The organism is Shewanella sp. 10N.286.51.B7 (assembly GCF_002873615.1).
In the GTDB taxonomy this organism is placed as follows: domain Bacteria; phylum Pseudomonadota; class Gammaproteobacteria; order Enterobacterales; family Shewanellaceae; genus Shewanella; species Shewanella electrodiphila.
In genome coordinates, this window is record NZ_MCUF01000018.1 from 130,684 (window position 1) to 144,333 (window position 13,650).

16 protein-coding genes are annotated in these 13,650 nt (G+C 40.3%); 7 read left to right on the plus strand and 9 right to left on the minus strand.

The annotated features are described in order from the left end of the window. Positions 1 to 84 precede the first annotated feature (84 nt). The 4 genes from BCU84_RS03100 to BCU84_RS03115 form a co-directional block, all read right to left on the minus strand. On the minus strand, positions 85 to 870 hold the full coding sequence (locus tag BCU84_RS03100; protein ID WP_102526635.1) for a metal ABC transporter permease: 786 nt from the start codon (positions 868 to 870) through the stop codon (positions 85 to 87). Positions 871 to 874: 4 nt separating this feature from the next. Then, complete coding sequence (locus tag BCU84_RS03105) at positions 875 to 1,753, minus strand: zinc ABC transporter substrate-binding protein (RefSeq protein WP_102526669.1); 879 nt, start codon at positions 1,751 to 1,753, stop codon at positions 875 to 877. A gap of 13 nt (positions 1,754 to 1,766) precedes the next feature. Next, on the minus strand, positions 1,767 to 3,029 hold the full coding sequence (locus tag BCU84_RS03110; protein WP_102526636.1) for a hypothetical protein: 1,263 nt from the start codon (positions 3,027 to 3,029) through the stop codon (positions 1,767 to 1,769). Positions 3,030 to 3,106: 77 nt separating this feature from the next. Next, positions 3,107 to 3,397, minus strand: coding sequence for an ABC-type zinc uptake system zinc chaperone (locus tag BCU84_RS03115; RefSeq protein ID WP_229371293.1), 291 nt, complete (start codon positions 3,395 to 3,397; stop codon positions 3,107 to 3,109). Positions 3,398 to 3,616: 219 nt separating this feature from the next. Between BCU84_RS03115 and BCU84_RS21090 the strand changes: the two genes are divergently transcribed. Continuing rightward, positions 3,617 to 3,742 carry a hypothetical protein gene (locus BCU84_RS21090; RefSeq protein ID WP_277868754.1) on the plus strand — a complete coding sequence of 42 codons (126 nt, stop codon included), beginning with the start codon at positions 3,617 to 3,619 and terminating at the stop codon, positions 3,740 to 3,742. Here the strand turns inward: BCU84_RS21090 and BCU84_RS03120 are convergent, their stop codons facing one another. Then, on the minus strand, positions 3,743 to 4,075 hold the full coding sequence (locus BCU84_RS03120; protein ID WP_102526637.1) for a hypothetical protein: 333 nt from the start codon (positions 4,073 to 4,075) through the stop codon (positions 3,743 to 3,745). It abuts the gene before it with no gap. A 105-nt stretch (positions 4,076 to 4,180) separates the two neighbouring features. Between BCU84_RS03120 and BCU84_RS03125 the strand changes: the two genes are divergently transcribed. Beyond that, on the plus strand, positions 4,181 to 5,806 hold the full coding sequence (locus BCU84_RS03125) for a mechanosensitive ion channel family protein (RefSeq protein WP_102526638.1): 1,626 nt from the start codon (positions 4,181 to 4,183) through the stop codon (positions 5,804 to 5,806). Positions 5,807 to 5,909: 103 nt separating this feature from the next. Here the strand turns inward: BCU84_RS03125 and BCU84_RS03130 are convergent, their stop codons facing one another. Together BCU84_RS03130 and BCU84_RS03135 are read right to left on the minus strand one after the other, a co-directional pair. Further along, positions 5,910 to 6,782 (minus strand): MaoC/PaaZ C-terminal domain-containing protein, encoded by an 873-nt coding sequence (locus BCU84_RS03130; RefSeq protein ID WP_241906345.1) that lies wholly within the window; start codon positions 6,780 to 6,782, stop codon positions 5,910 to 5,912. Between the two features lie 163 nt (positions 6,783 to 6,945). After that, complete coding sequence (locus BCU84_RS03135) at positions 6,946 to 7,875, minus strand: TraB/GumN family protein (RefSeq protein WP_102526640.1); 930 nt, start codon at positions 7,873 to 7,875, stop codon at positions 6,946 to 6,948. A gap of 50 nt (positions 7,876 to 7,925) precedes the next feature. On the opposite strand from BCU84_RS03135, the gene BCU84_RS03140 reads away from it, so the two are divergent. Together BCU84_RS03140 and BCU84_RS03145 are read left to right on the plus strand one after the other, a co-directional pair. Further along, positions 7,926 to 8,237: a prephenate dehydrogenase gene (locus tag BCU84_RS03140; protein WP_102526641.1), complete on the plus strand. Its 312-nt coding sequence runs from the start codon at positions 7,926 to 7,928 to the stop codon at positions 8,235 to 8,237. A gap of 210 nt (positions 8,238 to 8,447) precedes the next feature. Then, positions 8,448 to 10,190 (plus strand): GGDEF domain-containing protein, encoded by a 1,743-nt coding sequence (locus BCU84_RS03145; RefSeq protein ID WP_102526642.1) that lies wholly within the window; start codon positions 8,448 to 8,450, stop codon positions 10,188 to 10,190. Positions 10,191 to 10,247: 57 nt separating this feature from the next. On the opposite strand, the gene BCU84_RS03150 is transcribed toward BCU84_RS03145, so the two are convergent. Continuing rightward, positions 10,248 to 10,778 carry a DUF3016 domain-containing protein gene (locus BCU84_RS03150; RefSeq protein ID WP_102526643.1) on the minus strand — a complete coding sequence of 177 codons (531 nt, stop codon included), beginning with the start codon at positions 10,776 to 10,778 and terminating at the stop codon, positions 10,248 to 10,250. A gap of 324 nt (positions 10,779 to 11,102) precedes the next feature. On the opposite strand from BCU84_RS03150, the gene BCU84_RS03155 reads away from it, so the two are divergent. Continuing rightward, positions 11,103 to 11,429 carry a hypothetical protein gene (locus BCU84_RS03155; RefSeq protein ID WP_102526644.1) on the plus strand — a complete coding sequence of 109 codons (327 nt, stop codon included), beginning with the start codon at positions 11,103 to 11,105 and terminating at the stop codon, positions 11,427 to 11,429. 106 nt (positions 11,430 to 11,535) lie between these two features. Here BCU84_RS03155 and BCU84_RS03160 read toward each other — a convergent pair whose 3' ends face one another. Next, entirely contained in the window at positions 11,536 to 12,045 is a 510-nt protein-coding gene (locus BCU84_RS03160; protein WP_102526645.1) for a DUF4240 domain-containing protein, read from the minus strand. A gap of 159 nt (positions 12,046 to 12,204) precedes the next feature. On the opposite strand from BCU84_RS03160, the gene BCU84_RS03165 reads away from it, so the two are divergent. Next, positions 12,205 to 12,558, plus strand: a complete 354-nt coding sequence (locus BCU84_RS03165; protein WP_241906346.1) for a hypothetical protein — start codon at positions 12,205 to 12,207, stop codon at positions 12,556 to 12,558. 88 nt (positions 12,559 to 12,646) lie between these two features. Next, positions 12,647 to 13,444, plus strand: a complete 798-nt coding sequence (locus BCU84_RS03170; RefSeq protein ID WP_102526647.1) for a response regulator — start codon at positions 12,647 to 12,649, stop codon at positions 13,442 to 13,444. Positions 13,445 to 13,650: the final 206 nt, after the last annotated feature.

The window sequence follows — 13,650 nt, forward strand, 5'->3', positions numbered from 1 at the left end:
AATTAATGATGCGTTAAACATTAACGCATCATTAATTATACAGTTTGACTCGGATTTTATTGAGTGTGTTGCTGATTTGAGTATTTAATTGCTTAGGGATGAAGCCGTTTTTGACGCCTTCATCGACAGGAATACTCGCATTAGAATCGCACTCATAGCTAACGCAGCTACAATCGCGGCGCCACTCGGTAAATCATAAGTGGCCGAAAGTATAAGCCCTGCAATGTATCCAACAAATCCAACCACATAGGCAAGTGCCAATAATCCTTTTCCTTGGTACTTATTCAGTGCCAAGGCTGGAAGGATTAAGGTACTAAAGACCAAGTAGACGCCAATCAATTCAACCGAAAGTGTTATGACAATGGCAAACAGGAAGTAAAAACCTGCACCGTCTAACACTTGTGGTTTCATCACGATTAACGCCAATATAGCGGCAGAAACAATGGCTGGCAGGACGAGCTGAGACCAGTTAACCCATAATATTTGCCCCGACATTAGCTGTTTTAATAGCTCAGCACCATGAGGGTCATTCGATAGCAGCAACATGGCTGCCACCGCACTCAGCACATAAAAACAACCAATAATCGCTTCAAGTTCATCAGCAAATCTTTTAGATAACCAAGCAATAAAACCTGCACCCACCAATGCAAATAACGCAGGCATCCACACATGAGAAAAAGGGAGTTCCTCAATACTGTGGTCCATATGCGATACGATTGCACCTAAAGCAGCCACTTGAGCAATGGCCAAATCAATAAAGATAATCCCACGTTTTAATACTTGGCGACCTAATACAACATGAGTAGACAGTACTAGTAAGCCAGCAACAAATGCAGGAATTAAAATAGGTAGCAAATCGAGATCTAGCATAAGTTTATTGAACCTCTGTAAGCATTGTTATAACGCTATCATAAAGGCTAAACAAATCTGTGCTATCACTGTTGCCACCCACTGACATAGGCAGAATTAGCACAGGTAAGTCCGTGCGTTCACCCAGCCAATTAGCACCGCGTTCATCTTGATAAGATGTCACTAATATCGCCATCACATCGCCTTCTTGGCTACGATTAACCAATTTTGCTAAATGGCTACTACTAGGTGGAATGCCAGGTTTAGGTTCTAAGTCTGCCACTTGTTCGATGCCTAGCCAGTTAAACAGGTAACGAAAGCTTGAATGGTACGCAATCACCTTTTTACCTTTCAAACCCGCCGCTTGCTCTTCCCATTTAGGGATAGCTTGCTGCCATCGGTCAGTGAAATCGGTAAGTTTTGCCTGATAACCTGCTGCACCTTCAGGGTCTAATGCCGCCATTTTTTCTGACAATGCATTAGCCACCTGTAACATTCTACGAGGATCAAAGTGCAGATGTGGATTACCCTTTGCGTGAACATCACCCATAGAACGATCAACATGTTCAAGTTTATCTAAGGTATCAATATGCTCAGCTGCGTAGAATAAACCGTTATCGGTTGAACGCACTTTATTATTCGATGCTTTCATTTGCAGCATAGGTAACCAACCAATTTCAAGGTCAGCTCCCGCACATACAACAAGATCCGCTTGACGCATCTTAGCGATCAAACTAGGTCTTGCCTGAACCAAATGCGGATCTTGCATTGCACTTGTCGCTGAATAAATTTTAGCTTCTGGCGCAATCTCTTGCGCTAAGGCTGCATATTCAGGCTCACAAGCAAACACATTTAACTGGGCATTCGCCGCGCTTGTCAAAAAGGCACTACAAAGCGCCCCCATCACAATGAGTTTTTTAGAATTGATGCGCACCGTGAGCTCCTAATGTCATAACATACTGAAGTGAGACAATGTTGTCGTCTTCAAAACCATCAAAGTTTGTACCTTTTTGATTAGTATATTGTAGACGGACAGTAGAGAAATGACTGTGATGCCAAGCTAAACTTAATTCAGTTTCTTTCAGTTTTTGCGGATCTAAATGGTCGCCATGAAGTTCATAGGTATCAACTTCACCGTAACGAACACCTGCAGACCAATGAGGAGAGAACTGATAAACACCACTTAAGTACCAACCTTCAAAATAATCATCGCCATGAGACTCTTCATGATCATGATCTTCCTCTTCATGGCCATGGTCGCCTTCTTCAAACGAAAAAGTATCCGTCACTCGGAAGTATTCACCACTCACTGTTAAATGTTGGTATTTGTAGTTACCGTTTGGCGCCCATTTATAAACAAAATCTGCGATGTAAGTATTTTCACCCGTGTAAGATGCGCTATGAGTGTGGCCTTCATGATCATGTTCTTCATCAGCATGACCTTCTTCCTCTTCACCATCTACGACCATTACCTTACCATTGGCATTATATAAGTAGCTTAAGCCAACCTGCCAAGAGCTTGAATGACCAATGTCACCACCGAATTTAGTAAAAGCAGAATACACACCTACAGTGTCATACTCTCGTGGTCCATGCTCTTCATGTTCTTCCTCGTCATGCCCTTCTTCTTCATGCTCTTCATACATATCAGCAGCGCGCATTTTGTCGCCTTTAAAGACTTCAACACCCATAGTCCAATATAGATCAGTCGGAGCAACATAAGTTAGACGCACACCATCATCAAAATAATGATTACCCATGAACGCACGATAAGCACCTGGACGGTCAACAAATGAATCAGTATGTAAATGCTGATTATTTAAGTAACCAACATCAGATAGGAAGCGACCAGCACGAATACCTAAACCAGCAGGAAGCCCCATAGTTTGAATAAACGCTTCTTCTAATTCAATTTCAGTTTCACCGTCGTGCGACTCTAAAATCGCGGTCACTTTTCCGTAAAACATGTCATCAATGTTTGCACTAATCGCCAGCTCTGTTTCGCCCAAACCGAAGCCTTCTTCACGCCCACCTAAACCACGATCTCCAGTCTGATAAAAACCATCAAGAACCGCACTAATGTTAGGGTTTGTTAAGCTAGAATCTTCAGCAAAAGCATGAGTTGAAGCGAATGCGCAGGCAACTGCAACTAAAGAAAGGCGTTTGTTTAAATAAGACATTTTATCTCCAAAATACAACAAGTCTTCGTCCATCATCTGTGATAGTCGAATAAAAAATTAAGGTTAACGTTGTTAGATTAAGAGAAAAAAGGGGGCGCGCGGCTATGGTAAAGCGATTGGTGAACACTGCTATAAGTTCGACAGTTGTATGTGACAGTCTCGAAGTGCTGACGAACAATGGCGATGCTTAATTCGGTTGAGGGAAGTGCAGCATTAAACTGATGCTGATGGACACATAAAGTACAGCTAGTACTTAATGAATCATGGTCATGGATCACGTTATGTGCAGAAGCCGCAAACGACAGTAGTACTAGCATGGCTGAAAGCCATACCACAACACTGCGCTTTATTGGTCTAAATCTATGCACCAAACTCATCCTTGGATTAAAAAATCAGTGCTATCTTAAAAAGATTACAAAAAAAAGCAACCAATAGAGTGTTACAAATCACTTTAAATAAAAAAACGTGACGCACCATAGCAACTTATGCCATTCATCGTTATGCTATTTTAAGATTAGCTTAAGCTGAAAACGCTAAAATATTAGCCATATATAGCAGCTTAGCCAGCCAAGACAGAGGATTTAACTATGATGAATTTACTCAAAGACAACATCGGTATTATTTTAACAATGGTCATCATTGGCGTTGTTGTGCTTGGTGGTATTTATTATGTTGAAGCAGCACTAGAAATCCAAGTTCAAGTTGTAGACTAATTATTTGATTTCATCTGTTGGTTTACCGTCTTCTTCAGGCGCTTCAATAACCAGCAGGTGGTCCATCAAATGCGTTACCCCCGTCAGTATTAGCGATAGCATAATAACGGGGGTGATAATATTGGCTAATCCTTCGACAAAATACCCCGTCACACCAGCGATTACTGCAGTATAAAAACCAATCACTTTTAGTATCGTTAGCATACCATGACGTCCTAACCACGCCTGACAATGATAACATTGTATTTGCGCCGAAAACCCTTTGCCGCGTGTTCCAGTAACTTTACTGACCGAAATAGGTTTGTGGCAATGTGCACACTGTAAGGCAGCCATAGATAGCCTATCTAAAAATAAAAAGTGCGTAAGTTTAGCAAATTATCGTCAAACTTCATCCAATAACTTATCATTAGCGTTCTACCATTCTACAGGACGTTAATCATGCCAAGAATTCTGTTTGTTATTTGCTGTCTCATCAGCTTAATTAGCTTTTCTGGTAATAGCTTTGCTGCTGAAGTTGAACCAGCAACAAGCAAAAAAATTCAACAATTACAAAACACCATTGATACTGATGTCGCTTGGCTTAAAACAGCTAAAGGTGAGCTTAAAGATGTCAGTGAATATCGCATTCGTCATAAAACCAATTTATTACGCCAAGAGCTCGCTACGCTAGTTAATCAGCCAGAACCCGATTTAGCTTACTTAGTTCCGCAAGTGAATAAGCAATTAATATTTCTTGATAAAGTCGGCCAATACATCGATGAAAGAACCACTGAACTCCAATTGGAGCTTGGTGGAGATAATGACGCAGTCATTATGCAACAAATTATCAAACGTGAAGAAGACCGAGATCATTATCTACAAGCTGAACTCGAAACTATCGCTTGGGGCAAACTACTGAATATCAGTGTTGATAATGCTGAAGCAGCTTTAACAGCAGAAGTGTTGCTGAGAGCAGATTACTTTGAAAGCTTAGTCACTTACACCCAAGCACAGCTAAAAAAAGCGGTAGCCGATGCATCTAATGCTGGAGCAGATGTCAGTACTGAACAGAAAAGTAAGGTTTCATTACTCAAAGATCGCTTAGCTATGCACACCTCAAGCTTGAATGTTGCGGTCGAAATGCTCGAAGCTCTTGGTCAAGACACGACTCAAATCAAGCAAACATTATTCAGTGTATCTGGTGATATTACTCAAGACGTACTTAACTTTGATGTCGCCTCAAGTCTTATCGAAGAATGGATGACCATCGCTAAAAATCAAGCCTTGGAAAATGGCGCAGGGATGACGTTTAAAATCATCATCTTCTTGATCATTATTTTCCTTACCAGCTTGGTTGCCAAGCTAGTGAGAAAGGTGGTTCGTAAAGCCGTCAACTCATCTAAGTTGCAATTTAGCATTTTGCTGCAAGACTTCTTTACTTCGATTTCAGGCAATGTGATTTATGCTTTAGGTCTATTGATTGCCTTATCTCAGCTTGGGTTTGAATTAGCACCATTGCTCGCAGGTTTTGGTATCGCGGGTGTAATTATTGGTTTTGCATTGCAAGATACATTATCAAACTTTGCTTCGGGCATGATGATTCTAATTTATCGTCCCTATGATGTCGGTGACCTAATTAACGCAGCAGGTGTAACGGGTCGCGTCAGCCATATGAGCCTTGTATCGACCACGGTGAAAACCTTAGATAACCAAAGACTGATCATTCCAAATAATAAAATTTGGGGCGACACCATTAATAACATCACTGTAGAGCAAGAGCGCCGTGTTGATATGACATTTGGTATCGGTTATGGGGATGACATCCCTAAAGCAGAAAAGATATTAACAGATATCGTGATGGCTCATCCTAAGGTTAAACAGTTCCCTGAGCCTATGATTAAGCTACATACACTTGGCGAGTCATCAGTGGATTTCATTGTTCGCCCATGGGCTGCCCCCCTCGATTACTGGGATGTATATTGGGACATTACTCGCGAAGTGAAAATGCAATTTGATGCACAAGGAGTCAGTATTCCTTTCCCACAACGCGATGTGCATATTTACCACGAAAAATCTGCAGATTAAGCCTGCAGCTTATCTAACAATACAAAAAGCCCGAGCTATCTGCTCGGGCTTTTTAATGATTAACTGCAAGCGTAAACTTACTCGTCTAAACAAGTTACTCAAACTATTTATCTAAGTAGGTCATCGTGCCTAATAAGTGTGGACGGCGACCTTTAATATCTCGCATTTCAAAACGCTTACCGTTTTCCATACTTTCAAATGCAAATGTCACTTCAGATGGCATAAACACGGGTAACTTAAATTCCACATCGACTTTAAATGGACGCTCGCCAATAAACTGCATTAACGCCGCTAAAGAACGCGCTTTAGACCACATTCCGTGTGCCAGCACTCTTTCAAAACCAAATCGTTTGGACACAATGGGGTGCAAATGAATCAGATTATAATCCCCTGATGCTTTGGCATACTGTCGGCCTAAGTCTTCAGGTAATTTCCAAGTGAGTGCATCTTCCCAAACCATATCTGAACCACGTGGTGGTCTTGCTCTGCGCCCTTTTGACTCAATACGATAAAGATAAGTTGATAATGCTTCCCACACTAACTCTTCGCCCACATAAATTTTAGAGGCTAATTCAAACTCTAGCCCTGTGTCAGTGGTTTTGCTTGAGGTGAGCTCACACTGAACATCAAAGGTTTCATCTGCATTAATTGGACGATACAAGCTAATGCTATTTTTTAAGTGGATCATCCCTAAAAGCGGGAAGGTAATCGCTTTATGAGTAAAAACAGTTGCATGCAATCTAAAGGCAAGTACGTACAAGAACGTTGGCGGTAATACCTTGCCATCAAAATCGAACTCACAGACATCTGCATATTGACGGACTTTTTTGTCAGCAACATTAATACCTTTAGCCTGAACATAAACATTCGGCAAAGGTTGCTGATCCCAACCCGGTTTACGCGTGAGTAATATCTTTCGATATAGTGACAACAACGATGGCATCGAAGCTAGTTCTATAGAGTAATCGTGACTCAAAGAGCACCCTTTCTGTATTAAGTGAAACGCAGTATTTAGACTGACTAAATACTGCGTCACAATTGTTTCAATATCGATATTATACATCGACTTGTAATACATCAGTAAAAAAAATACGTTTTAGGCTGTTATTCCAACATATAAAATATTTTTTATTTACACTCTAGTCACACTGTTTATCCCAGCAATCGATAACGGTTGCACCCGCTTGTTGCAGTAATTGTGGAACGGTTTGCTGACCAACAACATGACCTGCGCCCACCACAACGAATAAGGTTTGGTAATCGGATTCAGCGAGAATGTCGAAAATACGTTTACTCATAGTGTGGTTTCTTTGCCACAGCAACTTATCGAGCAATTCATCCGAGTCTTCCGCTTGATCCTCCATTATGTCGGCTATCGCTTTATGATCGCCACTGCGCCATGCATTAATCAACGCCAACATATCCTCGTCAGTCGCATTAATCGCTTCATCGAGTAACTGTTGTTGGGTCTTATCAGAAAATGATGAAATCAAATCAAATTGAAACTGTACACTTTCAAGCTCAAGTAGCGGTTTACTCAGATCTCTCGCAACAAACGTGACATCAACACCAGCTTCCGGGCTAAAACCCAATGATGCAAACCGAGCGACTCCAATTTGGTTTGCTTGAAGCCAGGTAGCCAAAGGCTTAAGACCATCACACATGGTTTGGTTTTTGGCACAAAACATAGGATAACGTTGGTTTAAATCACTTTGTTTATTCGCAGTAGCAAAACCATATTGTTGTAATAATTGCTGCACATTGGCTTTAGTCACATCCGCTTCAATGACAAGCGCATCTGAATCGACGAATGCTTGTTCAATTTGCAGCGGTAAAGGATAAAAGTCAGCCTTGCCAATGTGGATAGAGCCTAATACGTATACTGTTTTACCTTGATATGTAGCCTTAAAAAATGGCGGTTTATCTGACTCAGCAGCAAAAGCTGTTGCAGCGATAACCAAGCTTGATAGGCAAAGGAAAACCAGCATCATAATGCCGCTAAGCCTTTTATTTTCTCCAAAGCGTTGCATCATTGGCACTTTTCCCTTCGTTTGACTTGTTAGTAACATGCCAGCCCCTTATAATTTAGCTTAATATTATGATGTTGAATGAGGCTATCATGCCGTATACCCAAGTTATCCAGCAATTAAAAGAAAGTCTGCAAACAGGATACCGTCAAGCCATTGATGCCGATAAAAGACTCGACGAATTACGTCAAGCTGGCCATGGTAAGTTTGTGGCAATCTTTACTGAAGAACAAGGTTTTACGCAAAGAAGTAATCGTTTTTTGCCGTATGTTCAGGAACTTGCAAATGAGTTAGAAGAGCTACAAGGCCTTAGTCATATTCCACCAGAAGCACTTGAAGCTCACGTACAAAAAATTGCAGCGTTATTGAAAACGCTGCATTTATTTAAACAAAACACTAAATAAGTGTTGTTTAAGCCCCAAATAAAAAAGCAGCCATTAGGCTGCTTTTTTATTTGTTCTACATGCCCCTTCCTCAACCTACCAATGCAAAAGTAGCGATATATGACATAACTTTTAATACTTTGGTTTTAAACTCTATTTCACTGTTAACGACATATTTCTGTCATTTTCCTGCCATAGACTGATGAATTAATTTGCTATGGAATTGATTAGATGAGCGTTATAGATTTAGAAAAAGAACTGAATAAGATAATTGCTAAACAATCTATCAATGCCATTTTTCAGCCAATTTTTAATATCACTAACCAGAAAGTGCATGGTTTTGAAGCTTTAAGCCGCGGTCCAGAGCACAGCCCTCTTTTTTCACCAGTGCCCTTATTCAAAACGGCTGAGCATATGGATAAACTCAGCGAGTTAGAAACCTTATGTCGCAGCATCTCAATTAATGCATTTAAAACCTGCGAGTTGAAAGGCAAGTTATTCATCAATATCTCACCTAAAGCCCTTCTCGACCCTGATCATCCCAAAGGCTTAACCTTACAACTCATTAAACAAATGGGACTGCGCCCTGAAGATGTTGTTATTGAACTGTCAGAGCAGTATCCCGCTGATGATATCGATTTACTCAAAGACTGCTTGAACCACTATCGTAACCAAGGTTTCTTAACCGCAATTGATGATTTGGGCGCTGGATATTCTGGATTACGTTTATGGTCAGAATTAGCCCCTGACTACGTCAAAATTGACCGTCATTTTATTCATCAGATAGATAGCACACCAGTTAAGCAAGAATTCGTTCGCTCCATTGTGGAACTATGCCAAAACCTAACCTGTAAAGTGATTGCTGAAGGCATAGAAACACCTGCTGAGCTCACCATGCTGAAACAACTGGGAGTCACATATTGTCAGGGGTATTTGTTAGGGCGCCCTAATATCAAACCCAATACATTCATGAGTTCGGAATTAGTATCAGCACCATTAGCGCCGCAAAATCGCTATTGCGAAACAGCTGAAAGCCTATGTGCACCTGCTAATATCGCGACTCCAGAGACTAAACTCAAACAACTCAGCGAGCAATTCATCAACCAGCCTGCACTTCAAGCGATTGTTATCGCAGATAATGGACAAGCCAAAGGTATTGTTAGCCGTAATCATATTTTAGAGTTGTTTAGCACACCCTATGGCAGAGCTTTACATGAAAATCACCCTGCAAGTGCGGTAATGGATAAGCAAGTCTTTCAAATCGATGCCAGCGAGCCACTGTCAACGGTCAGCCAATTACTCACTTCTGAGCACTCCACCACAGTAGCGCAGCAATTTATCATTCTTCGACAGGGTAAACTTATCGGTATTGGCCACACTAAAGATTTATTGCAACGCATAACAGAATACCGAATAAAAGTCGCAAGACACGCTAATCCCTTGAGCAATTTGCCGGGAAATGTACCCATACAAGAAGAGTTGAAACGATTACGTTCCCAAAAGAAAGCCTTCTACTTGGCCTATTTCGACTTATGTCACTTTAAACCTTATAACGATATCTATGGATTTTCACGTGGCGATGAAGTCATTATGGAAGTTGCTAATCTGCTCACTCATTACCAGAACGAACATAGCTTTGTCGGCCATATTGGCGGCGATGATTTTGTGATGATCAGCACTTGCTCTGAGGCTATTACTCACTTTCAAATGATCGTTGCGCAATTTGAAAAAAGTAAACGGACCTATTACTCAAATGAACACTGGCAAGCGCAAACCGTATACGCCAATGATCGTCAGGATAAAAAAGTACTTCATCCGTTGATCTCATTATGCGTAGGGGTGTTATCACCGAATTTGACGATACAAACCAGTGATCATGAATTATCTATGCTCAGTGCAGAAGCTAAAAAGCAGGCTAAATTTGCCAAGAATGGCTTTTATTTCTCAAATCATAACCAACAAAAAACAGCTTAATTCAATTAAGCTGTTTGTAGTGTGTTTGCATACTTGGCTATGGGTTAAATGTTAGCCCTAAAGCTTTGGTGCAACCGTTTTATTAAGCCAGTCTTTTAACATGGTGGATTCATACTGAAACGGCTTTTGATTGCGAGTTGAATGAGTGCCATACATAAAGTTCATATCAATAAGTTTCTCGTCACCTGCCATAATCACTTTATCACCTTCAGTGATGCTGTAAGTAAAAGTCATTCTTGGCGGATATAAATCCTTCACGATACGAAGCTCATTGGCAGTTGTTGCGCCAAATGTAGGACGTAAATCCCCCGCTAAATCCACATCTGAAACTTGCATTTCAAGCTTTTGATTTGGTTTAAGCACTTTCTCAGCTTCTTTGTTCAAATTTTCGGTAATCGTATCGAAAAAGCGTTGTTGAAAACGGGATTTGACTTCAGTAGCCGTTTTTAAGTCGCGATATTTCTTAGGCTCTTGCCATTCGACTTTTACAACCCCTTCTTCTGTCATTGGGTTCGCAATCACTTCTTCATCTGCAATAGCAACATTACACATTAATGCGCCTGCAATAAGTAGATGTTTAACTTTCATTTGTCGTCTCCTGGCTATATCTATCTAAAACCTAATCTATGCCACTAGTATAAAAACTTAACCTGTATATCAGCTTAACGTAAAGCAGTTAACTTTGCTGTAGGAAATATGCCTATATAGACACAAGATAATCAACTAAACGCTCAAAAATACATCAAACACTGTTCAGTTTGCATTCAGCAAGACTTCGCTAATATACATCCCAAGCAAACGCACAGTACCAATACAAGGTAGCTGTTAAACAAAACTCTGTTAGCGTCACTGCAATTATCGCTCAAGGAATTAGCGCCAATACAAACCTACGTGTATGACTGGAGTAATAATATGAACAACATCTCAACTCAAACGACTTTCTCAACGACTGGTATGACTAAAAAACTATCTTTAGCCGCAACTTTCTTTATTGCTTTAGTCGTTTCATCTTCTAGTTTCGCTTATCAATTTGATGTTGATGCTCAAGGAGAGCAAGCGATTAAAGAACATCGTCAATTAATGGTTCAACATATGGCTTCTGCAGAGCAAGAGTACTCAGCCGAGCTAAATCAAGACTTCGACAAGCAAATGAAGACCGCTGAAAGTAAGTTTTTAGACCAAAAGTGCGAACAACGTGGTTTAGATTTCGATACACGCTCAGAAGTATGTGATGGATAATTAGCCATCTACCGTATACAAATAAAAATGCAGTCACTGATTAAGCAGTGGCTGCATTTTTTCTTCAAGAATTTGAAAAGAGTCCAGCTTTATAATACAGGTAAGTTTAAAACGGAAAACGAGCACTCAACTTAGGATAATTCTTTCTTAAGTCTTTCTTCTTGGTGCTGAACTTTTTACCTTGTGGTGTATGTTGACCTGAAGGAATAAAGGGTAACTCATCACCCGTTCTATCTTCATACAGTTGACCAGCAATTAAATCATAATCTTCAATAAACGGGTAAGCCGAATCGTCTTTTGTGGGCCAAAACTCAATATCACCTAGGCAGTCAGGGTCAGCAATCACCTTGTTATACCACTGCTCACCTAATGACAAAATAAAGCCTCTAAATTCAGCAAAGGCATAATCTGAATCACATCCAGTGATGATGTAAGCAGCGCCCCAAATATCCCAGTTATAACTGCGTCGCATTTGTTGACCGAATATTTTATCGAATGCAGCTAATGATCCATCATCTAGTGGCGTCAGTTTATCTTTTAATGCGTCATGGCATTGCTGCTCAGATTGCTGCGGCTCAGTTCGGGTTACCAGTGACCAAAAGTCAGCTTCTGTCATTTCACTTTTCCTAAATTCTTTTGCAAACAACTCACAAAATTGATTCTACTCGCGGTATTCTACACCACATAAAATCTAAAACCTTACAGCCTATATCTAATCGCTATGAATAAACTCAGTCCTATCAGCACCAAACCACCACGCAGACTCATTATTCTGATGACATTTTATGTTTTGTTATCCATTCTTGCATTATTGCGTTCATACTCCATCCAAGGGATAGACTTGTTTACTATTGGCGTGATCCCGGTACTTTTCGGCCTTATAAAGCGAACCCATTGGGCTAGCATGGTATTTAAAATTTACTTAGGTATTCAAACATTAGCCGCGTTAGCACTGACCACGACCGCCATCATTGCCTATCAAATCACCCCTGAAGATGTAAAAGTAGAGTTTCAAGGTACTGAGCTTCCCATTCCAGCAATCGCCTTAACCGTACTGCTCATTCTCAGCTTTCAATATTGGGTCGCATTTAGTCAAAAAACCAAAGAGTACTTGCAGCGAACTTGTTAACCATTCGGGTGTTATAAGTATATTCAAAGCTAACCTTAGGTTAAAATGCACAGCATAAGACTCAATTACAAAAAAAAGAAGAAGTAGCATGAGCCATTTATCACCCAGTGAATTGTCGATTTTGCTGTTGGAGCCTTCAGAGGTTCAACGAAAAATCATCATTGCTAAATTACACCAAGAAGGTGTTGATAGCATTCAAACAGCATCTAATCTTACTGAAGCTAAAGACATCATTGCCCGCCATACACCTGATTTAATTGTTAGTGCATTACATTTTGAAGATGGTGAGGCCACAGAACTCTTAAGTTTTATTAAACAAAAATCAGCCTATCAAGATATTCAATTCATGCTGGTTTCTAGCGAATGTCGTCGTGAGCAATTAGAAATATTCAGACAATCTGGTGTCGTGGCAATTTTACCTAAACCATTTGATGCCGATCATTTGGCTACAGCGCTAAATTCAACCATCGACCTCATTAGTAATGATGAATTAGATTTGAGTCATTTCGATGTCCAAGATATCCGAACTTTAGTTGTCGATGATAGCCGAATGGCACGTAACGTCATTAAACGCACTATAGGTAATTTAGGGATAAGAATTATCAGTGAAGCCGAAGATGGAGCTAAAGCCATTGAGCTTATGCAACAACAAATGTTTGATTTGGTCATCACTGATTACAATATGCCTAGTGTTGATGGATTAGCATTAACTCAATACATTCGTAATCAAAGCCAGCAATCACATATTCCGATTTTAATGGTCTCCTCCGAAGCAAACGACACTCATTTAAGTAACGTTTCCAGTGCCGGTGTTAACGCCTTATGTGACAAACCTTTCGAACCAAAACTCGTCAAACAACTGCTTTACCAACTATTAGAAGAATAGCCTGCTCAAAAAGTAAATGACTTTTGGCTCTTCGTCACTAGTCATTTTCACTGATGAAATAGCCCAATTGGCTATTTTACGCCTTAAATGTCGCCAAAATGCCTTATCGCTACACATTAATCAGATAAAAGGCTTTTAAACCCCCATGGCTTATGGCATGTTAATCTAGTTTTAAATAAACACATCTATGGAAAGCAGAGAATACA

Coding starts and splice junctions, on each gene's coding strand:
- BCU84_RS03100 (WP_102526635.1), bottom strand. CDS start 870: ATGCTAGATCTCGATTTGCTACCTATTTTAATTCCTGCATTTGTTGCT.
- BCU84_RS03105 (WP_102526669.1), bottom strand. CDS start 1,753: ATGGGGGCGCTTTGTAGTGCCTTTTTGACAAGCGCGGCGAATGCCCAG.
- BCU84_RS03110 (WP_102526636.1), bottom strand. CDS start 3,029: ATGTCTTATTTAAACAAACGCCTTTCTTTAGTTGCAGTTGCCTGCGCA.
- BCU84_RS21090 (WP_277868754.1), top strand. CDS start 3,617: ATGATGAATTTACTCAAAGACAACATCGGTATTATTTTAACAATGGTC.
- BCU84_RS03120 (WP_102526637.1), bottom strand. CDS start 4,075: ATGGCTGCCTTACAGTGTGCACATTGCCACAAACCTATTTCGGTCAGT.
- BCU84_RS03125 (WP_102526638.1), top strand. CDS start 4,181: ATGCCAAGAATTCTGTTTGTTATTTGCTGTCTCATCAGCTTAATTAGC.
- BCU84_RS03135 (WP_102526640.1), bottom strand. CDS start 7,875: ATGTTACTAACAAGTCAAACGAAGGGAAAAGTGCCAATGATGCAACGC.
- BCU84_RS03140 (WP_102526641.1), top strand. CDS start 7,926: ATGCCGTATACCCAAGTTATCCAGCAATTAAAAGAAAGTCTGCAAACA.
- BCU84_RS03145 (WP_102526642.1), top strand. CDS start 8,448: ATGAGCGTTATAGATTTAGAAAAAGAACTGAATAAGATAATTGCTAAA.
- BCU84_RS03150 (WP_102526643.1), bottom strand. CDS start 10,778: ATGAAAGTTAAACATCTACTTATTGCAGGCGCATTAATGTGTAATGTT.
- BCU84_RS03155 (WP_102526644.1), top strand. CDS start 11,103: ATGAACAACATCTCAACTCAAACGACTTTCTCAACGACTGGTATGACT.
- BCU84_RS03160 (WP_102526645.1), bottom strand. CDS start 12,045: ATGACAGAAGCTGACTTTTGGTCACTGGTAACCCGAACTGAGCCGCAG.
- BCU84_RS03165 (WP_241906346.1), top strand. CDS start 12,205: ATGACATTTTATGTTTTGTTATCCATTCTTGCATTATTGCGTTCATAC.
- BCU84_RS03170 (WP_102526647.1), top strand. CDS start 12,647: ATGAGCCATTTATCACCCAGTGAATTGTCGATTTTGCTGTTGGAGCCT.